Annotated in this window: 21 protein-coding genes and 1 pseudogene; 10 read left to right on the plus strand and 12 right to left on the minus strand. The window is 67.6% G+C overall.

The window, feature by feature from the left end:
• Together JMJ55_RS04645 and JMJ55_RS04650 are read left to right on the plus strand one after the other, a co-directional pair.
• The coding region (locus tag JMJ55_RS04645) for a transposase (RefSeq protein WP_202824357.1) at nucleotides 1–153 on the plus strand (153 nt) is incomplete at its 5' end.
• A 284-nt stretch (nucleotides 154–437) separates the two neighbouring features.
• Entirely contained in the window at nucleotides 438–857 is a 420-nt protein-coding gene (locus JMJ55_RS04650) for a response regulator (protein WP_202824358.1), read from the plus strand.
• On the opposite strand, the gene JMJ55_RS04655 is transcribed toward JMJ55_RS04650, so the two are convergent.
• Nucleotides 815–1,534 (minus strand): response regulator transcription factor, encoded by a 720-nt coding sequence (locus tag JMJ55_RS04655; protein ID WP_202824359.1) that lies wholly within the window; start codon nucleotides 1,532–1,534, stop codon nucleotides 815–817. The genes JMJ55_RS04650 and JMJ55_RS04655 overlap by 43 nt on opposite strands.
• A 331-nt stretch (nucleotides 1,535–1,865) precedes the next feature.
• On the opposite strand from JMJ55_RS04655, the gene JMJ55_RS04660 reads away from it, so the two are divergent.
• Nucleotides 1,866–2,264, plus strand: coding sequence for an NAD-binding protein (locus JMJ55_RS04660; protein WP_236033427.1), 399 nt, complete (start codon nucleotides 1,866–1,868; stop codon nucleotides 2,262–2,264).
• Between the two features lie 462 nt (nucleotides 2,265–2,726).
• On the opposite strand, the gene JMJ55_RS04665 is transcribed toward JMJ55_RS04660, so the two are convergent.
• Nucleotides 2,727–4,268, minus strand: coding sequence for an alkaline phosphatase (locus tag JMJ55_RS04665; RefSeq protein ID WP_202824361.1), 1,542 nt, complete (start codon nucleotides 4,266–4,268; stop codon nucleotides 2,727–2,729).
• Between the two features lie 194 nt (nucleotides 4,269–4,462).
• On the opposite strand from JMJ55_RS04665, the pseudogene JMJ55_RS04670 reads away from it, so the two are divergent.
• The 4 genes and pseudogenes from JMJ55_RS04670 to JMJ55_RS04685 form a co-directional block, all read left to right on the plus strand.
• Nucleotides 4,463–4,834 (plus strand): annotated as a pseudogene (locus JMJ55_RS04670) (IS481 family transposase); the annotation flags it as partial.
• 32 nt (nucleotides 4,835–4,866) lie between these two features.
• A complete protein-coding gene (locus JMJ55_RS31520; RefSeq protein WP_202824362.1) occupies nucleotides 4,867–5,007 on the plus strand; it encodes a hypothetical protein in 141 nt (46 codons plus the stop codon).
• Nucleotides 5,004–5,222 carry an NnrS family protein gene (locus tag JMJ55_RS04680; protein WP_202824363.1) on the plus strand — a complete coding sequence of 73 codons (219 nt, stop codon included), beginning with the start codon at nucleotides 5,004–5,006 and terminating at the stop codon, nucleotides 5,220–5,222. The genes JMJ55_RS31520 and JMJ55_RS04680 overlap by 4 nt, the downstream gene beginning before the upstream one ends.
• A gap of 46 nt (nucleotides 5,223–5,268) precedes the next feature.
• Nucleotides 5,269–5,616, plus strand: a complete 348-nt coding sequence (locus JMJ55_RS04685; RefSeq protein ID WP_202824364.1) for a carboxymuconolactone decarboxylase family protein — start codon at nucleotides 5,269–5,271, stop codon at nucleotides 5,614–5,616.
• 26 nt (nucleotides 5,617–5,642) lie between these two features.
• Here the strand turns inward: JMJ55_RS04685 and JMJ55_RS04690 are convergent, their stop codons facing one another.
• On the minus strand, nucleotides 5,643–6,332 hold the full coding sequence (locus JMJ55_RS04690) for an NnrU family protein (protein ID WP_202824365.1): 690 nt from the start codon (nucleotides 6,330–6,332) through the stop codon (nucleotides 5,643–5,645).
• Between the two features lie 41 nt (nucleotides 6,333–6,373).
• Nucleotides 6,374–6,829, minus strand: a complete 456-nt coding sequence (locus JMJ55_RS04695; protein ID WP_236033428.1) for a group III truncated hemoglobin — start codon at nucleotides 6,827–6,829, stop codon at nucleotides 6,374–6,376.
• Between the two features lie 75 nt (nucleotides 6,830–6,904).
• On the opposite strand from JMJ55_RS04695, the gene JMJ55_RS04700 reads away from it, so the two are divergent.
• Nucleotides 6,905–7,354: an RrF2 family transcriptional regulator gene (locus JMJ55_RS04700; RefSeq protein WP_236033429.1), complete on the plus strand. Its 450-nt coding sequence runs from the start codon at nucleotides 6,905–6,907 to the stop codon at nucleotides 7,352–7,354.
• 64 nt (nucleotides 7,355–7,418) lie between these two features.
• Entirely contained in the window at nucleotides 7,419–9,845 is a 2,427-nt protein-coding gene (locus JMJ55_RS04705) for a recombinase (protein WP_202824366.1), read from the plus strand.
• Nucleotides 9,846–9,863: 18 nt separating this feature from the next.
• Here the strand turns inward: JMJ55_RS04705 and JMJ55_RS04710 are convergent, their stop codons facing one another.
• From JMJ55_RS04710 to JMJ55_RS04735, 6 genes are all read right to left on the minus strand, one after another.
• Nucleotides 9,864–10,826, minus strand: coding sequence for a Bug family tripartite tricarboxylate transporter substrate binding protein (locus JMJ55_RS04710; protein WP_202824367.1), 963 nt, complete (start codon nucleotides 10,824–10,826; stop codon nucleotides 9,864–9,866).
• A gap of 102 nt (nucleotides 10,827–10,928) precedes the next feature.
• Nucleotides 10,929–12,593, minus strand: a complete 1,665-nt coding sequence (locus JMJ55_RS04715; RefSeq protein ID WP_202824368.1) for an ABC transporter ATP-binding protein — start codon at nucleotides 12,591–12,593, stop codon at nucleotides 10,929–10,931.
• Nucleotides 12,590–13,450 (minus strand): ABC transporter permease, encoded by an 861-nt coding sequence (locus JMJ55_RS04720; protein ID WP_202824369.1) that lies wholly within the window; start codon nucleotides 13,448–13,450, stop codon nucleotides 12,590–12,592. Before JMJ55_RS04720 ends, JMJ55_RS04715 begins: the two co-directional genes overlap by 4 nt.
• Nucleotides 13,447–14,409 carry an ABC transporter permease gene (locus tag JMJ55_RS04725; protein ID WP_328702569.1) on the minus strand — a complete coding sequence of 321 codons (963 nt, stop codon included), beginning with the start codon at nucleotides 14,407–14,409 and terminating at the stop codon, nucleotides 13,447–13,449. The genes JMJ55_RS04720 and JMJ55_RS04725 overlap by 4 nt, the downstream gene beginning before the upstream one ends.
• Nucleotides 14,406–15,956 (minus strand): ABC transporter substrate-binding protein, encoded by a 1,551-nt coding sequence (locus JMJ55_RS04730; protein ID WP_202824370.1) that lies wholly within the window; start codon nucleotides 15,954–15,956, stop codon nucleotides 14,406–14,408. The genes JMJ55_RS04725 and JMJ55_RS04730 overlap by 4 nt, the downstream gene beginning before the upstream one ends.
• A gap of 105 nt (nucleotides 15,957–16,061) precedes the next feature.
• Nucleotides 16,062–17,423, minus strand: coding sequence for an LLM class flavin-dependent oxidoreductase (locus tag JMJ55_RS04735; protein ID WP_202824371.1), 1,362 nt, complete (start codon nucleotides 17,421–17,423; stop codon nucleotides 16,062–16,064).
• A gap of 231 nt (nucleotides 17,424–17,654) precedes the next feature.
• On the opposite strand from JMJ55_RS04735, the gene JMJ55_RS04740 reads away from it, so the two are divergent.
• Complete coding sequence (locus JMJ55_RS04740; protein WP_202824372.1) at nucleotides 17,655–18,347, plus strand: GntR family transcriptional regulator; 693 nt, start codon at nucleotides 17,655–17,657, stop codon at nucleotides 18,345–18,347.
• 136 nt (nucleotides 18,348–18,483) lie between these two features.
• On the opposite strand, the gene JMJ55_RS04745 is transcribed toward JMJ55_RS04740, so the two are convergent.
• Both JMJ55_RS04745 and JMJ55_RS04750 read right to left on the minus strand, forming a co-directional pair.
• The gene (locus JMJ55_RS04745; RefSeq protein WP_202824373.1) at nucleotides 18,484–18,753 is read right to left on the minus strand and encodes a hypothetical protein; all 270 of its coding nucleotides are present in this window, start codon (nucleotides 18,751–18,753) and stop codon (nucleotides 18,484–18,486) included.
• A gap of 293 nt (nucleotides 18,754–19,046) precedes the next feature.
• Complete coding sequence (locus JMJ55_RS04750; protein WP_202824374.1) at nucleotides 19,047–20,681, minus strand: flavin-containing monooxygenase; 1,635 nt, start codon at nucleotides 20,679–20,681, stop codon at nucleotides 19,047–19,049.
• Between the last annotated feature and the right edge of the window lie 26 nt (nucleotides 20,682–20,707).

The raw sequence follows: 20,707 nt of genomic DNA on the forward strand, positions 1-20,707 counted from the left end.
GTCATCCCGCGCCGGTGGGTGGTGGAGAGGACCTTCGCCTGGCTGTCGCGGTCGCGCAGGTTCGCGCGTGACTACGAACGACTGCCCGAAACAGGGGAAGCCATGATCCACGCAGCAATGTCCCGCATCATGCTCCGGCGCATCGCCGCTTGATGGGCATTCCCACACAGTCAGTTGAAAGCCGCATCCCAGGGGCGGCCTTTTCTCTCGGTCTTTTGGTCGCTCGGCGCTTCGGATGCGCCACCAGCGCCGGCAACAGCCCCTTCAGGATTAAGCCTCGAAGAAGAGTCCACAACCACAAGATGCATCCGAAATTTTCCACAACTTATACGGGTAACTTGATCGTAATGTCCCTGCTCCGTGATCTCCCTGCTCATCAATATGGGAGCACGCTTTCACCCTGAGGTAGCGGACCTCAGGGAAAGAGGAACAGGACCATGACGGTGCTGCTGGTCGAGGACGACCTTATCGTACGCCTCACCCTGGCCGACTTTTTCGAGGAAGCCAGGCTCAACTTCCTCGAAGTGGGCAATGCCGAGGATGCCCTGGCCATCATCGGGAACCCGTCGCACTCTATCGACGTGCTGGTCACGGACCTCGACCTGGGCGCGGGCGACAACGGCCTGGTCCTGGCTAGTAAGGCCCGGCAGGTCCGCCCTGGGCTGACGGTTATCTACCAGACCGGCAGCCCCGAGATGTTCGCCGGGCACAGCTTCCTCCCAGGCGAGAGGGTCTACTACAAGCCCTTTGATCCGAGAGCCCTGGCAGCGACGGTCGCCTTGCTTGGAGAGAAGCGCCCAGCGACCCGGCGGCGTCAGCGGCTGGCGGCGAGGAGGACGCTCGCGTCCAATCTATAGCCGCGATTGTCAGTCAGCAGCAGGCGCGGCTGAGCGGGATCGGCCTCGAGTTTCTGGCGTAGCCGATGAACATGCGTCTGCAGCGTGTGTGTGGAGACAGCGCCACTGTAGCCCAGGACCTCGTTCAGCAGCACCTGACGCGGCACCCGCTTGCCCCCGGCGCGGTAGAGGAACTTCAGGATTGCGTTTTCCTTGTCGGTCAACCGCACCATGCGATTGCCCCTGCTGTCCTGCAGCAGTCGCCGGCTAGGGCGAAAGACAAAGGGCCCGATCAGCAAGGTGGCATCCTCGGAGTTGTCGAACACCCGCAGCTGGGCCCGCACCCGGGCCAGCAGCTCCGGCAGGCGGAAAGGTTTGGTTAGATAGTCGTTCGCGCCGGCATCGAGGCCGCGGACCACGTCCTGCTCGGTATCAGCGCCGGTGACCATGATGACCGGCATCTGCTGCCCGGCCCGACGCAGCTTGGCGCAGAACTCGCGCCCATCGGCATCGGGTAAGCCGACATCGAGCAGGATGGCGTCGTAGCGGGCGTCCGCGCAGTCGAGCTTGGCCTCAGCCTCGGCTGCGCTCGCCGCCTCGTCCACCGCGAACTCGCCGTCGAGCAGGATTTGCTCGGCCAGGGTGGAGCGTAACGCGGCATCGTCCTCGACGATGAGGATCCGGCGCAAGGCGGACATCGAGGTCTCCAGGGAAGAGAGGACCTCATCTCGGCCCTGGAACATCATCTACAGGTTGATAGTAATGGGCAAAACACACTCGAATGCGAGGCTTGCTCAACATTCTGCGGGCGGCTGTCGGCCTGATCCCCTCAAGGCGGCCTACAGGTAAGGTAATCCAGCGGCGCGGAGCTTGTCGGCTACGCTCTAGCGCCGACGCCGCTCGCGCCCGGTAGTGATCTCAACCGCCTTGCCGTCTATGGCCTTACAGCCGTCCTTACGCACGACGTTAGGGCCGCCGCGCTCCGCGCAGGTCAGCCCAGGCGGAAGGCGGCGCAGGCCGGACGCTCTGATGTCCGCAGTCAGTACATACGGGCGCGTGAGCTCGCTCGTTTACGGCAGGGCTGCGTGCCATCGGACGTCCCGTGCTGGTGATGGGGACACGGAGGAGGCTGTCACGGCGGCGCGGGCGGTGGACGTCGAAACGGTTCAGGGCAACGCCGCCGACCCTGAGGTGCTGGCGGCCGCCAATCTGCCTGCCACACGCCGGCTGTTCGTGACGGTTCCAGAAAGGCTCGAAGCCGGGCAGGCGGTGCAGCAGGCTCGCGCTGAGAACCCGGAGTTGAAAAACCACGCTCGCGCCCACTCCGAGGCCAGCGTAAGCCATCTGCAGCGGCTGGGCGCTAACCGCGTGATTATGGCAGAGTGGAAGGCCACCCACCGGATGCTGGATGATACGGCGGAGGCTTAGCTCAGGCTCCACCCCGGCGTGAAACCTTCGGGACCTACGACGCCGCTTGTCTGATCACGCTGAGTGCAGCGGCCGCAAGGTGCGGCGGGGCTGTGAGGTTCTCGCCGAAGCGAAGGCACCGACGGCGGAGACTCCGATAGCTGACTTAGAGCCCATCCGGGAAGTTTGTGTTTATGCTGAGGGTTTCGCAGCCAGACGCCTGAACATGAAGCGGATCATGGCGATGCGAGTGAAGGCGGCGGCGATGCGGCAGTGTCGCTCGAAGTCGCGCGCCAAGCGGCGGTTGCGGCTGATCGAGGCGAGGATGCGCTCCTGCTCGGATACCGCTCCCTGCGCCAGTTCATCCGTGCCACGTTAACAGCCTGACCCGGTCCGGGCATTCGGGGGCAACAACACCCAGGCCGATCCGCCCCGATTGACCGAGTGCGCATCCGAGCACCCGGTCGTCGCGTCAGGCGACCGTCAGGAAAAGAACCACTGACCAGTCTCGGCATAGTTCGCCAGCACCCGCTCGGCGGTGGCGTTCCAATCAACGGTCTCACCGAGCTGGAACTGGTCCAGCACGTAGTCCCCTAGTTCCGCCTCATCAGTATAGGTGCGCCCGCTGCCGCCAATCGCCTGACCTTGCTCATTTCGTACCACATCGACCTGGTCCGACAAGGCAAGCGTATCACCTGCATTGGCCCCGGTGGTGTAAAGGGGAACCAGCTGGTTTGAATGGTTGTTGCTGAACCAAGCATATTCCGGCACACCGTCGCCGTCCTGGTCCGGCAGCACCGGCTGGTAGGGAATGGTAGCGCCGTCAGGGCCGAAAAGCAGGTGGTCATGGTCTGCGGTGACAATGAGGAGCGTGTCCTCAAAGGTTGCCCGGCTTTCTTCCGAGTTCACCCAGTCGACCACGTATTTCACAGCGTCATTGAAGTCGACGTATTCCTCAATCATTCGGCCGAAGTTGTTGGCGTGCATGGCGCGGTCCACGGCGCCGCCTTCGATAGAGATGTAGAGGCCGTCCTCATCGGCGTTCAGCCGGTTGAGCGCTGCGGCCGAAAGCTCGGTCAGGGTCGGTGAGCTTTCCAGGCGCGGCACCGAGAACGGGATTTCCGTCTCGCCAGCCGCACTGGCCCCCGCCCGATAGAAATTGCTGCCGGTGAAAGCCTCGACCAGGATGGCCAGACGCTCATCGGTAGGGGCGCCAGTGCCCGCCGCGATGATGTCGGCACGGTCTTGGAGCAGTTCCCAAGTGCCGCCATCAGACGAACTATAGGAGTCGTTCTTCAGGTCATTCCAGATATCCGGGCCAATCCACTGGTAGTTTGGCGTGGCACGCAGTTGACCGTCATCATTGTAGTCTGGGTTGCCCGTTCCGGCGATGACATCGAGAATGCCCGCGCCGAACATCTCAGCGGCGATATCTTGGGCATTGGAGCGGGCAACGTTATGGGCGCCACCGCCGGCTGCAGGCGTTGCATCCGAGAACTGAACGGTGGACACCACACCAGTGGCCTTGCCGAGCGAATGCGCCAACTCGGCAGTTGAAAGTTGTGCGTCGCCGCTCCCATCAACGTTGATGGCGTTGTTATAAGTCTTCTGGCCGTCCGAAATCGCCGACGCGGTGTTGCCCGAATCCGGGTAGGTCGCGCGGTTCCAATCGTAGCCTGCGAAGGCGCGAGGATAACCAGCGGCATTGGTGCCAGCGACAGGCGTGGCATCGTAGTTCTGCTCCGGGTCATAGATGACATCCGGATTTTGCTCATCGCTGCCCGGAACGGTGCGGGTATCGAGCGGGTAGACCGACTGCATGGTGTTGGTGAACCCAGGTCCATCAACCACCAAAGAACCAGCGGTGCCGCCGCGCTCGTCGCCAGGGGGCAGGCTTTGAAGGTAAAGTCGAGTTGCCTCCAGGGTGTTCGCTCCGGCGCCATCGGCAATCATGAGAATGACGTTCTTGATGGGGCTCAGCGTGGGAAAATCATCGCCTGCGCCAGTGGTCCTGATGTCGCTCATGTCTGCTCCGTTTGGTGCGCCATTCTTAGGACGCCCTGACCAATTCATGTAACGTCTGTCACATTTGGTCGACGCAGTTTCGGTGTCAGTTAAATGATGTTCTGCCTCTAATCTGACGGGACGGCGACGCCGCACTAGGTCTTTGATCCCGGGGTTTGATGGTGCAGCCTTTTCCAGGCATGGAAGGCCGCGCTATGGGCCAGGTTCTCCACGGCAGCGCCACCGTGACGGAGGCGGTCCGTCGCGCGATCCAGCATAGTCGAGCGAGCCTGAGGGAGTTGGCGCGACGCTACGGGGTAAACCCCAACACGATCGCCAAATGGCGCAAGCGGACCTCAGTTGCTGACCTGCCGACCGGCGCACGGGAGCCACGGTCCTCCACGCTGTCGGCCAAGGATGAGGCGGTCATCGTGGCCTTCCGGCGTCACACGCTCTTGCTGCTGGATGACTGCCTCTACGCTCTGCAACCCACCGTGCCGCAGCTTACGCGCTCAGCCCTGCACCGCTGCCTGCATCGCCACGGCATCTCCCGGCTGCCAGAGGTCGAGGGCGATAAGCCAGCCAGGGGCTGCGGACGCTCGGGCGCCCGATCCTGCCGGTGCTGCACCTCGCCTATTTCATGGTCCCGGTCGCCCTGGCGGTGAAGGCGGTGCATCGCCTCGGCGGCGCGGCCTGGGCGGCGAACTGGCTGCACCTGCAGGGCATCGGCGCCGTCGCCTTGATGATCCTGGCCGCATGACGCGGGCGACGCTCGGCCATACCAGGCATCCGCTCCTCGCCTCGCCCGCCATGCTGGCGGCCTGGGCGCTGCTGCGCGCCTTCGGCCCGGCGGTCCTGCCGGGCCTGCTGCCCTACGCGGCCGCCGGGGCGCTCTGGGCGCTGGCCTTCGGTCTGTTCCTCCTGGCGCATGGGCCGATGCTGATCCGGCCGCGGGCGGATGGGAAGCCGGGCTGAGCCTGGCGCGTTGCACGCGGCGTTTGAAGGATGGGAGACGGCACCGATGCAACAGGATGAGGAACTCCCCGCCGCGGCGGGGCAGGTGGCACGGGCCTATCCGGAGCTCTACCGTGCCTATGCCGCCCTCGGCGAGGCCTGCGCCAAGGCGGGCCCCATCGAAGGCGAGGCGCTGCGGTTGGTGAAGCTGGCGCTCGCCATCGGCGCCGGCTCGGAGGGGGGCGTCCACTCGCACTGCCGCCGCGCCCTGGAGGAGGGCGTATCGAATGAGGCGCTGAAGCAGGTGGCGCTGCTGGCCGTCCCGACGCTGGGCTTCCCGCGGGCGGTCGCGGCCCTGACCTGGATCGAGGACATCACCGACGGACAGCGCGGCCCGGCGCAGCCCCGCGGCTGAGGCGGATCGGCCGGCTTGCGCAACCGTCAGGGCGGCAAGGGCGAGACGCCGATAACCGGCCCATGCAGCAGGAGAAGGGCGAGCCATAGCAACGCCGCCGCGGCGAGCCGCCAGGGGGAGGGCAGGGCGGTAGGTCGCCACCGTCCGGCGGCCAGCGCCGCGCCCGGCAGGAGGGAGGTGCGGTGGGCGAGGCGCGCCCAGGCCTCGGCACCGAACTGCCGCTGGCGGCGCCGGTCGATGACCCGCACGCCGAGCAGCGCGAAACCCGCGAAGCCGCCGAAGAGCAGCAGATGCGCGAGGTCGCCATTCGGCACGACATGCGCCCCGGCCCAGAGCACGAGGGCCCAGAGCAGCGGATGCCGGGTCAGGCCCGCGATCCCCGGATGCTCCGGATCGAACCCGGCGCCGCGGCCACCGAGGGAGAGCGGGTTCGGCGCGGCCGTCCCGAAGGCCACCAGCAGGCAGGCGGGCGGCATGGCGAGGTTCGGCACCCACCATTGCCAGGGCGCCATGTCCCAGAGCGCGAGATAGGGCGCCCGCCCGGCCGCCACGACCAGCCAGGCGAGCGCTGCCAGCGACAGGAGGCTGTAGAGGGCGAGATAGCCGCCTTCCCCGAGCGCCCCGACAAGGCGGCGGCGCAGCGCGGGGCGTGCGGGCAGCGCGTGCGAGAGCAGGAAGAGACCGAAAGCCCCGGCGAACTCGCCCCAGCCGCCCATACCTGCTCAGGTCATCTCGTGCTGAGGAGCCAGAGCTTCCGTCAAGGCCGCGCTCCTGTCGCCGTTGCGCGGACCCTGGCCGGCAGCGCGAGGGGAATGAGCCCCATCTCCAGGCTGCGGGCGATGCGCCGGGCACGTTCCAGCATGTGCTCGGCACCCTCCGCGGTGAAATGCGCCCGGGCCGTCGCCTCGAACAACGTGAGCCAGCGGGCGAAATGCGCCGGGGTGAGGGCCAGATGCGCGTGGGCCCGCATCGGCTGGCCGTGATAGTCCCCGGTCATCAGCGCGACCGAACCCCAGAACCGGGTGAGGGTGGCGATATGCCGCTCCCAGTCCTCCACTCCGGCAAAGGCCGGGCCGAGCAGCGGATCCTGGCGGGCGGCGCCGTAGAAAGTGCGCAGGAAGGCCTCGATGCGGGCCTCGTCGAGGCCGGTCTGGGCGGCGATCTCGCGGGTCAGGGCGGCCCGGCGCTCCGGGGTCTCGGGGATGGCGGACAAACTGGTATCTCCAATCCCAGTTAATTTCACTCCTGATTGTGGTATCGTCAATACCAGATTCGAGGAGCCTTCCGGTTGCGCCTGCTCGCCTCCACCGACATCGCCCTGCGCCTGCTGATGCGGCTCGCCGCCGAGCCCGGCCGGGTGCGCAATGCCGAGGAGCTTTCCGGCGAGGTCGGGGCGCCGCGCAACCACCTGCACAAGATTATCCAGGACCTGGCGGGAGCAGGGCTGGTGCGGACTCTGCGTGGCGCCCGCGGCGGCGTGCTGCTGGCCCGCCCGGCGGCGGAGATCCGGATCGGCGAGGTGGTCCGCCTGCTGGAGGAAGGGCAGGCGCTGGTCGAATGCTTCCGCCCGGATGGCGGCGCCTGCTGTCTCTCGGCCGATTGCCGCCTGCGGGGCGTGCTGGCCCGGGGACGCGTCGCCTTCCTGGCGGAACTCGACGCCGCGACGCTGGCGGACTGCCTGCCCGGTTTAACCGAGACCCTGCGTTCCCTATATGTGGGGGGTGACACTCCGGTCTGATCACCATATACTGTTTTCGCCGACTCGCTCAGACTGGCGGACGGCGAGTACAGGGATGCCCCCGATGGATGGTTACCTCTCGCGCGCCCCCGAGGCGCGGCAGGCCCCGAGCCCCGGTGCGAGCTTCGGCACCGCGCCGCTTCCTGCCCGCGCGCTCGATCCCGGGATGGGACTGGCCGTGGCTCGCCGGACGGTATTCCGCCCCGCGGACGGGGAGGATTTTGGCCGCGTGGCCGAGCGGGTGGCCGCGGGCAACATGGCGCTGCTGGGTGACGCGGCGGACCCGGTGGACCAGGCGCGGTTGCGCAATGCCATCGCCACCGGTGCCCTCATCACCTCCGGCCGGCACCTCCAGCATGGCGATCGGGACCAGCCCGGCCGGAACATGGAGGTCTTCACCAACTGCTCGACCGCGAATGCCTCCTTCACCCTGTTCTACCTGCTGCTGAATGGCAGCGGCGTCGGCCGGGCCTATGATGACGAACTGGTCGTGGTGGATTGGGGCCGGGCGCCGCGGCTGCTGCTGCGGTTGGACTCCACGCATGCCGATTGGCCGCGTACACGCGCCGACCTGCACCGCTTCGGTGCCGAATTCGGCCTACTGCCCTGGGGCACCAGCCTCGACGCCTTCTCCGAAGCACAGGAGGCGGAGATCCGCGCCTGGATCGCGCGGGAGTTCACGGAGGCGGCCGCCGGGGAGCTGCCTCCCGGCACCATTCGCCACGAGATCGCTGACAGCCGCGAGGGTTGGGGCAAGGCGGTAGAGCTGCTGGAGAGCCTGGCCTTCGAGGGTGCCGCCGACCGCACCCTGCTGCTCGATTTCTCGGCCATCCGGCCGCGCGGCGCGCCGATCGGCGGCATGCAGGGCCGTCCTGCCTCCGGCCCGATTTCCTTGATGCGGGCCTTCGTGAACCTGCGCCATCAGGTCATCGAGCCTGCCCGGCATCGTGCGCCCGGGGACGAGGCTCTCCAGCCCTGGGAGCAGGCGCTGCTGGTGGACCACCATCTTTCGGTCGAGGTGCAGGTGGGTGGCGCCCGCCGGGCCGCACGCATGGCGACCAAGTCCTGGCGCGACCCGGGCATCCTGCGTTTCATCCGCGCCAAGTCCGAGGGCGGGCTCTGGACCGCCAACAACTCCGTCATGGTCGATGCGGAATTCTGGGAGGGCGTGCGCGCCGCCCGTGCGGGCAGCGCCGAGCCCTCGCATCGTCACGCGCTGGCGGTCTTCGATGAGGCGACGCGCTGCGCCTATATCAACGGCGAACCAGGCTTCATTAACGGCGACAAGCTGGAGGATGCGCGCACCGGCGATGCCTGGCGCAAGCCCGTGCATGAGGATGGCCGCGACATCCGCTCCGCCCGGTACCGGGCCGATCTCGCGGTGCCGCTGCTCGCCGAGCTGGCGCGCCGGGCGCAGACCGCGCGCTTCCCGGTCACCACCAATCCCTGCGGCGAGATCACGCTGCATGTCACCGGCGGCTATTGCGTCATCGCCGATTTCGCGCCGCTCTTCGCCTGCCCCGTGGATCTCGCCACGGTCACACCCGGCCTCGTGCCGGACGATCTTGCTGCCGAGTGGGATGCGCGGGTCGAGGACAGCGTCCGCCTCGGCGTGCGCTTCCTGATGCGTGCCAACACCATGGATGCCCTCTATGCGGAGGAGGTGCGGCGCACCAACCGCATGGGCATCGGACCGACCGGCCTGCACGAATGGGCCTGGATGCGCTGGGGCCTCGGCTTCGACGACCTGCTGGACGAGGTGCGATCCGCCCCCTTCTGGGCCATGCTCAACCGGCTTTCGGCGGCCGCGAAGGAGGAGGGGGTCGCATATGCCGAGGAGCTCGGCCTCGAAACGCCGGTCACCGTCACCACGGTCAAGCCGGCCGGCACGACCAGCAAGCTCTTCGGCCTGACCGAGGGCGCCCATCTGCCCGCACGGCGCCAATATCTGCGCTGGGTCCAGTTCAAGGGCACCCGCGACGGCACGGAAAGCTGGGCCACCGACAGCGACCCGCTGCTGGCGGACTACGAGTCCCGCGGCTACCCGGTGCGGGTGCTGCGTTCCTTCCCCGGCATGTCGGTGGTGGGCTTCCCGACCCTCTCGCTGATCCAGCGGCTCGGCATCGGGGAGCGGCTGGTGACGGCGCCCGAAGCCTCGCCCGAGGACCAGTATCGCTGGCTGACCCTGCTGGAGCGGCATTGGATCGGTGCCGACCGCGGCAACCAGGTCTCCTACACGCTCAAGGTCTATACCGACCGGCACGACCTGGAGGCCTTCCGCGCCATGCTGCTGGAGCACCAGCCACGCATCCGCTGCTGCGCCATCCTGCCGAGCCGGCCGGACCAGGCGCTCGGCTACGAATACCTGCCCGAGGAGGAGGTGCCGATGGACCGCTTCGCCGCGCTGGTCGAGGGCATCCGCGACCCGGCGCTGCATGAGGCAATCGACCTCGCCCATCTGCAATGCGCCTCGGGCGTCTGCCCGATCTGAGACCCTGCCGCGCGATGATCAGTCCACCCCGATCCGCGCCGCCTGCACCACGGCACGCCATTTCGTGACCTCCTCGGCCATGAAGCGCGTCGCCTCCTCGGGGCTGCCCGGAAGCGGCTCCACCCCCTGGGCGGCCAGCTTGCGCACGGCCTCGGGGTCTGCCTGCGCTGCCCGCAGGGCCGCATTCAGCCGAGCGGTGGTGGCGCTCGGCAGGCCACGCGGGGCGACCAGGGCATACCAGTTCAGCACCGCATAGCCTTGCACCCCGGTCTCCGCCATGGTCGGCAGCCGGGGCATCAGCTCGGACCTTTGGGCCGAAGGCACTGCCAGCGCCCGCAGCCGCCCCGTCTCAACATGCTCCAGCGTGGTCGCCGCGGTGGCGAAGGCGAAATCGAGCTTGCCCGAGAGGATATCCGTGATCAGCTGCCCGCCGCCGCGATAGGGCACGTGCACGCATTCGGTCCCCGCCACCTGGTCCAGCAGCGCCCCCGCCAGGTGCCCGGCCGAGCCGACGCCGGAGGAGCCGTAGGTCAGCATCCCCGGCCGCGCCTTCGCCGCCGCCACCAGCTGCGCCACATCCCGCCAGGGTCGGTCCGCCGGCACGACCAGCAGGTTGGTCACCTGCACCGCCAGCCCGATATGGGTGAAGTCCCGCAGCGGATCGACCGACAGGTTGCGCTGGATCAGCGGATTGACCACGAGATTGCCGATGGTGCCCATCTGCAGGGTATGGCCATCCGGCGCGGCCTGGGCCAGCAGCTCATTCGCCAGATTGCCGGACCCGCCGGGGCGGTTGTCGGCGACCAGGGGCTGACCCAGCTCGGCCGCCATGCGCGGGATGAGGATGCGGGTGGAGGTATCCGACCCACCGGCTGCGACAGCGGGGACGATGATGCGGAGCGGGCGGCTGGGAAAGGCCTGCGCTCGCGCCAGGGCAGGCGCGGCCAGGGCGGCGAGCAGCACGGCGCGACGTGCGGGCATGGGGTTTCCTCCGGTTCTTGCCGTGGAGGATAGGGCCGGACCTGGCGGAATGCGCGAATCCCGCATGCCCTTGTGCCCCCTGCGGTGCCTGCCGCCCCGGTCTTACAAGGCCGGCACCTTCGCCTCCTGCCCCTCGGCAGCCTCCTGTATCCCGGCCCTCAGGCGAATTGCCTCCTCGAGCCAGCCGGGTCGCAGCTGCGGCACCGAGCTCACCAGAAGGTGGGTGTAGGGGTGCTGCGGCGCGCTGAAGATCCGCGCCGGCGCACCCTCCTCGACGACCCGCCCGCGGCGCATCACCTTCACCTCATCCGCCAGCCCCGCGACCGTCGGCAGGTCGTGGCAGATCAGCACCACGCCGAGTTGCCGCTCATAGCAGAGGCGCGCGATGAGCCGCACCACCTCATCCGCGATCACCGTGTCGAGCGCCGAGGTCACTTCGTCGCAGATCAGCACATCGGGCGAGGCGGCCAGGGCGCGGGCGAGATTCACGCGCTGCTTTTCCCCGCCCGACAGCTCCCGGGGCGTCCGGCCCGCATGCTCCGGCCGCAGCTGCACCATGGCGAGCAGCTCCTGCACCCGCGCCTGCCGCGCCCGGCGGCCGAGGCCGAAGCAGAAGCGCAGCACCCGGCCCAGAATCCGCTCGACCGTGTGCCGGGGGTTCAGGGCCGTGTCGGCGGATTGGAACACCATCTGGATCCGCCGCCGCTCGTCCCGGCTGCGGGCCGAGGCCAGCCCGGCCAGGGGCTTGCCATCCAGGACCACGCCGCCCGCTCGCGGCGCGCAGAGCCCGGCGATGGCCTGTGCCAGGGTGGTCTTGCCGGAGCCGGATTCCCCGATGACCGCGACCACCTGCCCGGCCCGCACCGTCAGGTCGGCCCGGTCCACCGCCAGGAAGGTTGCCTCGCCCTCGCCGAAGCCGACGGTCAGGCCCCGGGCCTGCAGCAGCACCCGCGCGGTGGAATCCGGCTGCCGAGGCGGCGCCGCGCCGCGCCGATGGAAGGCCCCGAGGAGGGAGCGCGTATAGGTCTCCGCCGGCGCATCCAGGATCTGCCGCGCCGGTCCCTCCTCCACCAGCCGCCCGTGGCGCATGACCACGATGCGGTCGGCGAGCTGCGCCACGACAGGCAGGTCATGGGTGACGAAGAGAGCGGCGGCATTGCGCCCCTCGATCGCGGCACGGATGGCGGCCAGCACCTCCACCTGCGTTGTCGGGTCCAGCGCGCTGGTCGGCTCGTCGAAGACGATCAGGCGCGGCTGTTCCACCATCGCCATGGCCAGCATGAAGCGCTGCAACTGCCCGCCGGAAACCTCGTGCGGGAAGCGCTCGCCGATCCGGCCGGGCTCCGGCAGCTCCATGCGGTGATACAGCGCCTGCGCCGCCGCCAGCGCCGCCGCCGGCGGGCGCGAGCGGTGCAGCCGTGCCGGCTCCGTCACCTGCGCATTCAGCCGGAAGGCCGGGTTGAAGGCCGCGGCGGCGCTCTGCGCGACATAGGCGACGACCTGGCCGCGCATCCGGCGCACCTCCTCCCGTCCGGCGCGCAGCATGTCGACACCGTCGAGCGTGACCTGCCCGCCGCGGAAGGCCAACCCCGCGCGGATATGCCCGAGGGCGGAGAGCGAGACGGTGGTCTTGCCGGAGCCGGATTCCCCGATCAGCGCCACCACCTCCCCGGGCGAGACGGAGAAGGAGACGTCGCGGACCACGGCCGGACCGCCGGTCAAGGGGCCGATGACGAGGTTCTCGACCCGCAGCAATGGCGCGCTCAATGCAGCGCCTCCCGCGGCCTGGCCGTGGAGCCCCAGCGGTCCACCAGCAGGTTCAGGGCGATCGTCACGCTGCCGATCGCCAGGGTGGGATAGAGCGCGGCCGGGGAGCCGGAGGCCAGGCCCTCCAGATTCTCCCGCACCAGCCCGCCCCAATCCGCCGCCGGCGGCTGAAGGCCGAGGCCGAGGAAGCTCAGATTGCTCATGAACAGGATGGAAAAGCTCATTCGCAGCGCGAAATCCGCTGCCAGCAGGGGCAGCATGTTCGGCAGCAGCTCCCCGAAGATCAGCCATCCCATGCTCTCGCCGCGCAGCCGTGCGGCGCGTATGAAATCGAGGGCGACGAGGTCGAGCGCGATCGCGCGGGAGATGCGGAAGACGGTGGCGGCATAGACCGCCGCGGTGACGGCGACCAGCACCGTCGCGGAAGGCCCGACCACGGCGATGACGACCAGTCCGACGATCAGCTTCGGCATGGAGAGCATGACCTCGGCCACGCGGCTCAGCACCTGGTCGAGGACGCCGCCCCGGAGCGCCGCGAGAATGCCGAGCGTATCGCCGATGAGATGCGCGCCGAGCGTCGCCAGCAGGCTGATCGCCAGGGTGGAGCGGGCAGCGGCCACCAGCCGCGCCAGCATGTCCCGCCCGAGATAATCCGTGCCGAGCGGATGCGCGGCGGAAGCCGGGGCGAAGCCGTCATCGGTGACGAAATCGGCCGGGCCATGCGGCAGCAGAGCCGGCCCGGCCAGCGCGGCCAGGATCCAGAAGCCCAGCACGGCGAGCGAGAGCAGGGCGGCGGTCGGTGGCAGGCGCGACCCCAGGCGCTGCGCCGGGCCGGCATCCGCGGCGAGGTCGCTCATCGGGCGCTCCGCCGCAGGCGCGGGTTGAAGGCGGCGCCGAACAGGTCGGCTGCCAGCAGCAGCAGCACATAGGTCGTGCAGAAGATCATCGCGCAGGCCTCGACCACCGGCATGTCGCGGTTGGAGACGGCATTGATCATCAGTTGGGCCAGCCCGGGCACGGCGAAGATCGTCTCCACCACCACCACGCCGCTGACCAGGAAGGCGATGTTGAGCGTGACGATATTCGCCAGCGGGCCGATGGCATTGGCCAGCGCATGCACCAGCAGGACCCGCAGGCGCGACGCCCCCTTCAGCTGCGCCATCTCGATGAAGGGGCGGTCCGCCAGGCCCACCAGGGTCGCCCGCGTCATGCGTGCGATCTGCGCGACGATGATGAGGGAGAGGGTCAGGACCGGCAGGGCCAGTGCCCGCGCCGCATCTGCCAGCCCGGCATCAGGACTGACGCTGCTGATCGCCGGCAGCCATTGCAGCCGCACCGCGAAGACCAGCACGCCGGCGGTTGCGATCAGGAATTCCGGCATGGCGGAAAGCCCGAGCAGCAGGACGGAAAGGCCCCGGTCGAAGACGGTGCCGGCGAACAGCGCCATCAGCACGCCGAGGCCGAGCGCCACCGGGACAGCCACCAGCACCGTCAGCACGGTCAGCAGGGCGGTGTTGCGGGCCCGCACCGGCAGGATCTCGCCGATCGGTCGCTTGGTGGTGTAGGACACGCCCCAGTCGCCCTGCGCCATGCCGCCGAGCCAGTCGAGGTAGCGCTCCGGCGCCGGGCGGTCGAGGTTCAGCTGCCGCCGGAGCTGCGCCACCTCCGCCTCGCTCGCCCCTTCGCCCAGCATGATCTGGGCAACATCGCCGGGCAGCATCTCCCCGCCGGCGAAGACCAGCAGGGAGACGGTCAGCAGCACGGCGCCCGCGCCGAGCAGCCTTGTCGCCAGGAGGCGGCCGAGACCGCGCCTCACGCCCCAAGCCACGCATTCTGGATGCCGTTGAAGCCGCCGAGATAGCCGACCGGCACCGGCTCGATCCCCATGACCCGATTCGAGATGCCGTCCACATAGCTCTGCATCGCCGGGATCACCTGCGGGGTCGTGTCATGGATCAGCTTCTGCATGCGGAAATACAGCTCCCGCCGCTTGCCCTGGTCATGGGTGGCCCGCGCCTCATCGGCCAGGGCGTCGAAGCCCGGGGCGGTGAAGCGGCATTTGTTGAAAGCGCCGTTGGATTTCCAGAACAGGGCAATGTTCATGTCGTCGGAGGGGCGCGGCGTGACCTGGTTGTTGGTGAAGGGGTGCATGCCGGAGACATTGACCCAGTAGCCATCCGCCGGCACGCGCTTGAGCGACAGGTTCAGCCCCGCCCGGGCCGCTTCCCGCTGCAGGAGCTGGCCGATATCGATGCCGCCATTCGCCGCATCGGTCACATAGACCTCGACCGGGGCGGAGCCGATCCCGGCGCGGCCGAGATGGAACTTCGCCCGGTCCGGATCGAGCGCCCGCTGCGGCAGGTCCGTGTTGTAGAGCGGGCTGGTGGAGAGGATTGGGACATCGTTGCCCAGCACCGCCTGGCCGCGCAGCACCACCTCCACGAAGCGCCGGCGGTCCATGAGATGGGCGAGGGCGAGGCGGAGGTCGAGATTGTCGGACGGCTTCATGTCCACCCGCATATGGACGCTGGCGAAGCCTGCGGTCGGCGTGGTTAGCAGCTTCGCCGCGGTGGATTGGCGCACCTGGTCGATGCCGACCCCGCGCAGGTTCACCGCCAGGTGGACATCGCCCGCGAGCAGCGCATTGACGCGGGACTGCATGTCGGACAGCGGGATCAGCTCGAACCCGTCCACATAGGGGCGGTCGGGCACCCAGTATTCGGGATTGCGCGTGCCGATGGTCCGCACGCCGGGCTGGAAGGTTTCGATCCGGAAGGGCCCGGTGCCGATCGGCCGGCTGAACTCCGTCGTGCCTTCCTTCACGATGGACATATGCAACTCGCTCATCGCCAGCGGGAAGCTCACATCCGGGGAGGTCAGGGTGAAGACCACCGAATCCGGCCCGTCCGCCGCCACGGAGGCGACATTGGCGACGATGGCGCTGCCGAGGGAGGGGCCGGTCTTGTGCCGCATGATGGAATAGACGACATCGGCCGTCCGCACCGGGCTGCCGTCATGGAACCGCACGCCCTTGCGCAGCCGGAAGACCCAGCGCATCGCCTGCGGGTCGGATTCGAAGGATTCCGCCAGGTCGGGCACCGCCTCGGCCCGGCTATTCACCCAGGTCAGCGCGTTGAAGGCAGCCTTGGCCCGCAGATAGTCGGAGCCGGAGCGGGCGAGGACCGGGTCGAAGGTGTCAGTGCTGCTCTGGTCGGCTGCGGCGATGCGGAGGATGCCGCCGCGACGCGGCCTCGCCTCCTGCGCCTGGGCGCCGAATGTGGCCGCGAGCGCACCAGCTCCGGCCCCCTGCAACAGGCCCCGGCGGGAGAGGGGAGGAGATGAGGCAGGTCCGGTCCCGATCATGATGCGCTCTCCTTCTCAAATGGCAGGCCGCCGCTACAGGCCGGGTCGACAACCGGCGCCTCGGGCAGGACCTCCTTCCCCACTATGCAGACCCGGTCGCCCCGTTCAGGCGGAGACCGGTTCGGGCGCGGCCTGCCGGCTGTAGCGGTTCACATGCGGCTTCAGGCCGAGATTCTCCCGCAGCGTCTTGCCTTCATAGGCGGTGCGGAACAGGCCGCGGCGCTGCAATTCCGGCGTGATCATCTCGACGAAATCGTCGCAGCCGCCGGGCAGGATGGACGGTGTGATGTTGAAGCCGTCGCAGGCCTCCGCATCCATCCACTCCTCCATCACATCGACGATCTCGGCGGCAGTCCCAATCAGGTGGAAGCCGCCGGCCCCGGCCTTGTGTTCATACAGCTGGCGGATTGTCAGGTTCTTCTCGCGCACGAGCTGCACCCAGCGCTCGGAGAAGCTCTTCAGCTCCTGCGGGCCGAGCCGGTCGAGCGGCACCGGTCCATCGACGTCGTAGCCGGTCAGGTCGCCGAAGGTGCCATAGAGCCGCTGCAAGCCCACCATGGGGTCCAGCAGGGATTGCAGTTCGTCGAATTTCGCCTGTGCCTCGGCCGCGGTGCGGCCGACAATAGGCCGCAGCGCCGGCATGATCTTGAGGTCGTCCCAATCCCTGCCATAGCGCGACAGGCGCCCCTTCACATCGGCATAATAGGCGCGCGCTGCGCCGATCGTGTCATGCGCGGCATAGATGACATCGGCCGAGGCGGCTGCCATCTCCCGTCCCTGCTCCGAGGCGCCGGCCTGGAACAGTATGGGCCGGCCCTGCGGCATCTCGCCCACATTCAGCGGCCCGCGGACCTGGAAATGCTTGCCGCGATGATTCAGCACATGCGCCCGGCTCTCGTCGTAGAACAACCCGCGCGCCTTGTCGTAGAGGAAGGCGCCTTCTTCCCAGCTGTCCCAGAGACCCGTGACCACCTCGACGAATTCCGCCGCGCGCTCGTAGCGCGTGTCGTAATCCAGGTGATGCTCCCGGTTGAAGTTGCGCGCCTCTGCCTCGGACCAGGAGGTGACGACATTCCAGCCCGCCCGTCCCTCGCTGATCAGGTCGAGGGTCGCGAATTTGCGGGCGATGTGGAAAGGCTCGTTATAGGTAGTGGAGGCGGTGGTGACGAGGCCGATCCGGCTGGTGCGCGCCGCCAGGGCCGGCAGCAGCGTCATCGGCTCCATCTCGATGATCTCGTAGCCCGAGCGCGCCAGCGCGCCGCGCGGCTGGTCATGCTCGCGGATGCCGATGCCGTCGGCGAAGAAGATCATGTCGAACAGCCCACGCTCCGCGGTCTGCGCGTTCCGCAGGTAGTGCTGGAAGCTGACGGTGCCGTTCGCCGGCACATCGGGGTGGCGCCAGGCCGCGGGGTGATAGCCAAGGCCCCGCATCGACATGCCCAGCCGCATCATCCGCTTCGAGCCCATACTACCCTCCCTGCTTCTGCCACGAGAAAGCCGGCTGGCCGGAAGAACCCGGCCTTGGGTCAGTCTAGGCAGTGAAGAATTCGCAATGCAATCCTGTATGCAGCTCTGTGGTATGGACTTTTCAGGCCAACTTCAGGCAGATAGGCCAGGATTGCAAAAAGGCTGGACGGTCTGCCCAAAGCCTGGGCACGAGCATCCGGGTCAGATCCATGGCCCAAGGAGGACGCCGGCATGAAGACGGTCAGAAATTCGGCCGTGAATCCGGCCTCAACCGGCCGCGTCTATGAGCGCATCAAGGTCATGGCGATGACCTACCAATTCCGGCCTGGGGAACGGATCAACGAGATCGCCCTGGCGGAACAGCTCGAGGTGAGCCGCACGCCGCTGCGTGAAGCGCTGAATCGGCTGGTCTCGGAGGGCTTCGTCACCACCGTGCCGGGGCGGGGCTTTTTCGGCCGGATGCTGGACGCGAAGGAGATTCACAACCTCTACGAATTGCGGGTCTCGCTGGAGGAGGCGATCATCCGCCTTGCCTGCGAACGGGCGACCGAGGAGGAGCTCGCGGCGCTCGAGGAATTCGCCCAGTCCCGCCCGACGCAGGAGAATGGCAAGAGCCTGGAGGCGCTTCGCCATGATGAGGAGTTCCATCTGCGGATTGCGGGCATGACGCACAACCCGGAATTCGTCCGCCTGCTGGAGAGCATTAACAGCCGCATTCACTTCGTGCGCTGGATCGATATGCGCCGGCGCGAGAGGCTGGACATGATGGCCCATGTCCGCTTCGCGCAGCTCCTCCGCAGGCGCGACGTCGCCGCCTGCCTGACGGATAGCAGCATCGTCATCCGCCGCCGCTACAGCGAAATCGTGGATGTCATCCGCAGCGGCATCGCCGAGATCTACATGGCGCCGGATGAGCGCATATAGGCTGGTCCGCCCAGCCGCATCCCTGGCCGGTGGGCAGACGCCCAGGCCGTGGAAGCTGAGATGAATTCCAGGAGCGCGGCGCCATCAGCGCCGCCTCCGTTATCCCAAGGTGCTGCGCATCAGGTCGCAGGACGCGTCATCGATATGCCGGCTCATGTTGCGGTGTAGCCCGCACGGTCGTGTTGTCGCCATTCATGCCGTCGCTCGGGGCCACGGGATTCGTGGTGACGATCGTCAGCACATCCGTCCCCTGGCTTTTGACGATGATCAGAATCCCAGAGATCATGACAAGGAACGCCGCTGGCGTGGCAAGCCCCGCCCAGCCCAAGGCAAGGCCAAGCACAAGCAATCCGGCAATCCAAAACCAGACATGGTCGCGCATATGCGCCAGAACCGGGTGCCTCATCGCGTCCTCCCCTCCGGGTCTTTTGCCCGAGATTGCAAAGCCGCAATATGTAAGACATTCAGCTTACAGAAATGCAAGCGGGTTGGATGGTCCGCAAGCTGATATGCCGGTGCGCTGCACCCGGTGGACCCTAAGGCAAGAGAATACGCCTCCGCTTCAACCAGCGGCTGAGTCGGAAGCCCGGTATTGAGGGGCGAGCCAGGAGATGCATCCGGCGAAACCGTCATCTGGCTGCACGACCTAATGCCGAGTTTGCCGCCCAACTGCAGCGGGATGTGCCGCCAAGCCGAACCCTATCGCAGCATCAGCTCCTGATACCCCTTCGCCGCCACCGCATCGCACCAGGCCCGGTAAGCCGGAGCGCTGCCGGCATAGCGCGCGATGGTGCGGGTCTGCTTGCCCTCGACATTGCGGTTGACGCCCGTCATCCAAGAGTCGACCTCGAAGGTCAGCAGCCCGGCCGCACAGGATTTCACATGGTCGGTCCAGGCCTGCACCGCCTCCGGCCTCGCCTCGACCCGGGTCAGGCCATGCTCTTGCATATGGCGCAGGAGATCGCTCACCCATTCGACATTGTACTCGATGCTGCGCGGAATATTGCCCAGGGCGGTATGCGGCCCCAGCAGCATGAGCATGTTGGGGAAGCCTTCCACCAGCATGCCCATGAAGGTCTGCGCGCCGCCTGACCATGTCTCCTTCAGCCGCTGGCCGTCCGTGCCGCGGATATCGATGCGGTCGAAAGCGCCGGTCAGGGCATCGAAACCGGTGGCGTAGATGATGATGTCGAACTCGAACTCCGCCTCGCTGGTCTTGATGCCGGTCGGCGTGATGCGTTCGATGGGTGTCGCCCGGCTGTCGACCAGGGTGACGTTGTCCTGGTTGTAGACCTCGTAGTAGCGCGTCTCCAGCGGCAGGCGGCGGGTGCCGAAGCCGTGATTCTTCGGGATCAGCATCTCCGCGAGCCTGGGATCCTTCACCCGCTGCCGGATCTTCCGCGCGACGAAGTCCGAGATTTCCCGATTCGCCGCAGGGTCGGTGAGCATGTCGCGGAAATTGCCCACCCAGATGCCGAAGCCCGGTGAGGCGTAAAGCTCCTCGTAGAAGGCCTCCCGTTCCTCCGGCGTGACCTCGAAGGTGCCGCGCGGATCGGGCGTGTGGAGGAAGCAGGAGAAGGTCTCCTGGCAACGGCGGAAGATCTCCGGATAGCTGGCCTTGATGCGCTGTTGCTCGTCCTCGGTGATGGGGCGGTTGTGCAGCGGGGCGCACCAATTCGGGGTACGCTGGAAAATCGTGAGATGCGCTGCGGTCTTCGCCACCTCCTGGATGGTCTGGACCCCCGTGGCGCCGGTCCCGATCACTGCGACACGTTGGCCGGTGAAATCCACCTTCTCCTTCGGCCAGCGCGCGGTGTGCCAGGATTGGCCCCGGAAGCTCTCGATCCCAGCGATGCGCGGCAGGGTCGGGGCGGAGAGGACGCCGATGGCGGTGATCAGATAGCGTGCCCGATACCGGCTCCCATCCTCCAGCGTGACGGTCCAGCCACGCCAATCATCCGCGTAATGGGCGCTGGCGACACGGCTGTTGAACTGGATATCGCGGCGCAGGTCGTATTTCTCGGCGACATGGTTCAGGTAGCGCAGCGTCTCGGGCTGCGGGGCGAAATGCTCCGACCAGCTCCATTCCTGGAGCAATTCGGGATCAAAGGAAAACCCATAAGAATAGCTTTCGGAATCGAAGCGCGCCCCAGGGTAGCGGTTCCAGTACCAGGTCCCGCCGACATCCGTCCCGGCTTCGAAGACCCGCCCCCGCAGGCCGAGCTGGCGCAGCCGGATGAGCTGATACATCCCCGACATGCCGGCCCCGACGACGATGGCGTCGTAGTCGAGAGCCTGGTCGGTCGCAGCCGGGAGCGTTTCTGAGGACGACATTCTGGGTTTCCGCCTGTGAAGGAGCA

Origin of the sequence: Belnapia mucosa, assembly GCF_016775475.1 — a bacterium.
Lineage (GTDB): Bacteria > Pseudomonadota > Alphaproteobacteria > Acetobacterales > Acetobacteraceae > Belnapia > Belnapia mucosa.

Excerpts from the sequence above, each read along its gene's own strand:
- JMJ55_RS04650 (WP_202824358.1), top strand. The coding sequence starts at position 438 with ATGACGGTGCTGCTGGTCGAGGACGACCTTATCGTACGCCTCACCCTG.
- JMJ55_RS04655 (WP_202824359.1), bottom strand. The coding sequence starts at position 1,534 with ATGTCCGCCTTGCGCCGGATCCTCATCGTCGAGGACGATGCCGCGTTA.
- JMJ55_RS04660 (WP_236033427.1), top strand. The coding sequence starts at position 1,866 with ATGTCCGCAGTCAGTACATACGGGCGCGTGAGCTCGCTCGTTTACGGC.
- JMJ55_RS04665 (WP_202824361.1), bottom strand. The coding sequence starts at position 4,268 with ATGAGCGACATCAGGACCACTGGCGCAGGCGATGATTTTCCCACGCTG.
- JMJ55_RS04680 (WP_202824363.1), top strand. The coding sequence starts at position 5,004 with ATGACGCGGGCGACGCTCGGCCATACCAGGCATCCGCTCCTCGCCTCG.
- JMJ55_RS04685 (WP_202824364.1), top strand. The coding sequence starts at position 5,269 with ATGCAACAGGATGAGGAACTCCCCGCCGCGGCGGGGCAGGTGGCACGG.
- JMJ55_RS04690 (WP_202824365.1), bottom strand. The coding sequence starts at position 6,332 with ATGGGCGGCTGGGGCGAGTTCGCCGGGGCTTTCGGTCTCTTCCTGCTC.
- JMJ55_RS04705 (WP_202824366.1), top strand. The coding sequence starts at position 7,419 with ATGGATGGTTACCTCTCGCGCGCCCCCGAGGCGCGGCAGGCCCCGAGC.
- JMJ55_RS04710 (WP_202824367.1), bottom strand. The coding sequence starts at position 10,826 with ATGCCCGCACGTCGCGCCGTGCTGCTCGCCGCCCTGGCCGCGCCTGCC.
- JMJ55_RS04720 (WP_202824369.1), bottom strand. The coding sequence starts at position 13,450 with ATGAGCGACCTCGCCGCGGATGCCGGCCCGGCGCAGCGCCTGGGGTCG.
- JMJ55_RS04730 (WP_202824370.1), bottom strand. The coding sequence starts at position 15,956 with ATGATCGGGACCGGACCTGCCTCATCTCCTCCCCTCTCCCGCCGGGGC.
- JMJ55_RS04735 (WP_202824371.1), bottom strand. The coding sequence starts at position 17,423 with ATGGGCTCGAAGCGGATGATGCGGCTGGGCATGTCGATGCGGGGCCTT.
- JMJ55_RS04740 (WP_202824372.1), top strand. The coding sequence starts at position 17,655 with ATGAAGACGGTCAGAAATTCGGCCGTGAATCCGGCCTCAACCGGCCGC.
- JMJ55_RS04745 (WP_202824373.1), bottom strand. The coding sequence starts at position 18,753 with ATGAGGCACCCGGTTCTGGCGCATATGCGCGACCATGTCTGGTTTTGG.
- JMJ55_RS04750 (WP_202824374.1), bottom strand. The coding sequence starts at position 20,681 with ATGTCGTCCTCAGAAACGCTCCCGGCTGCGACCGACCAGGCTCTCGAC.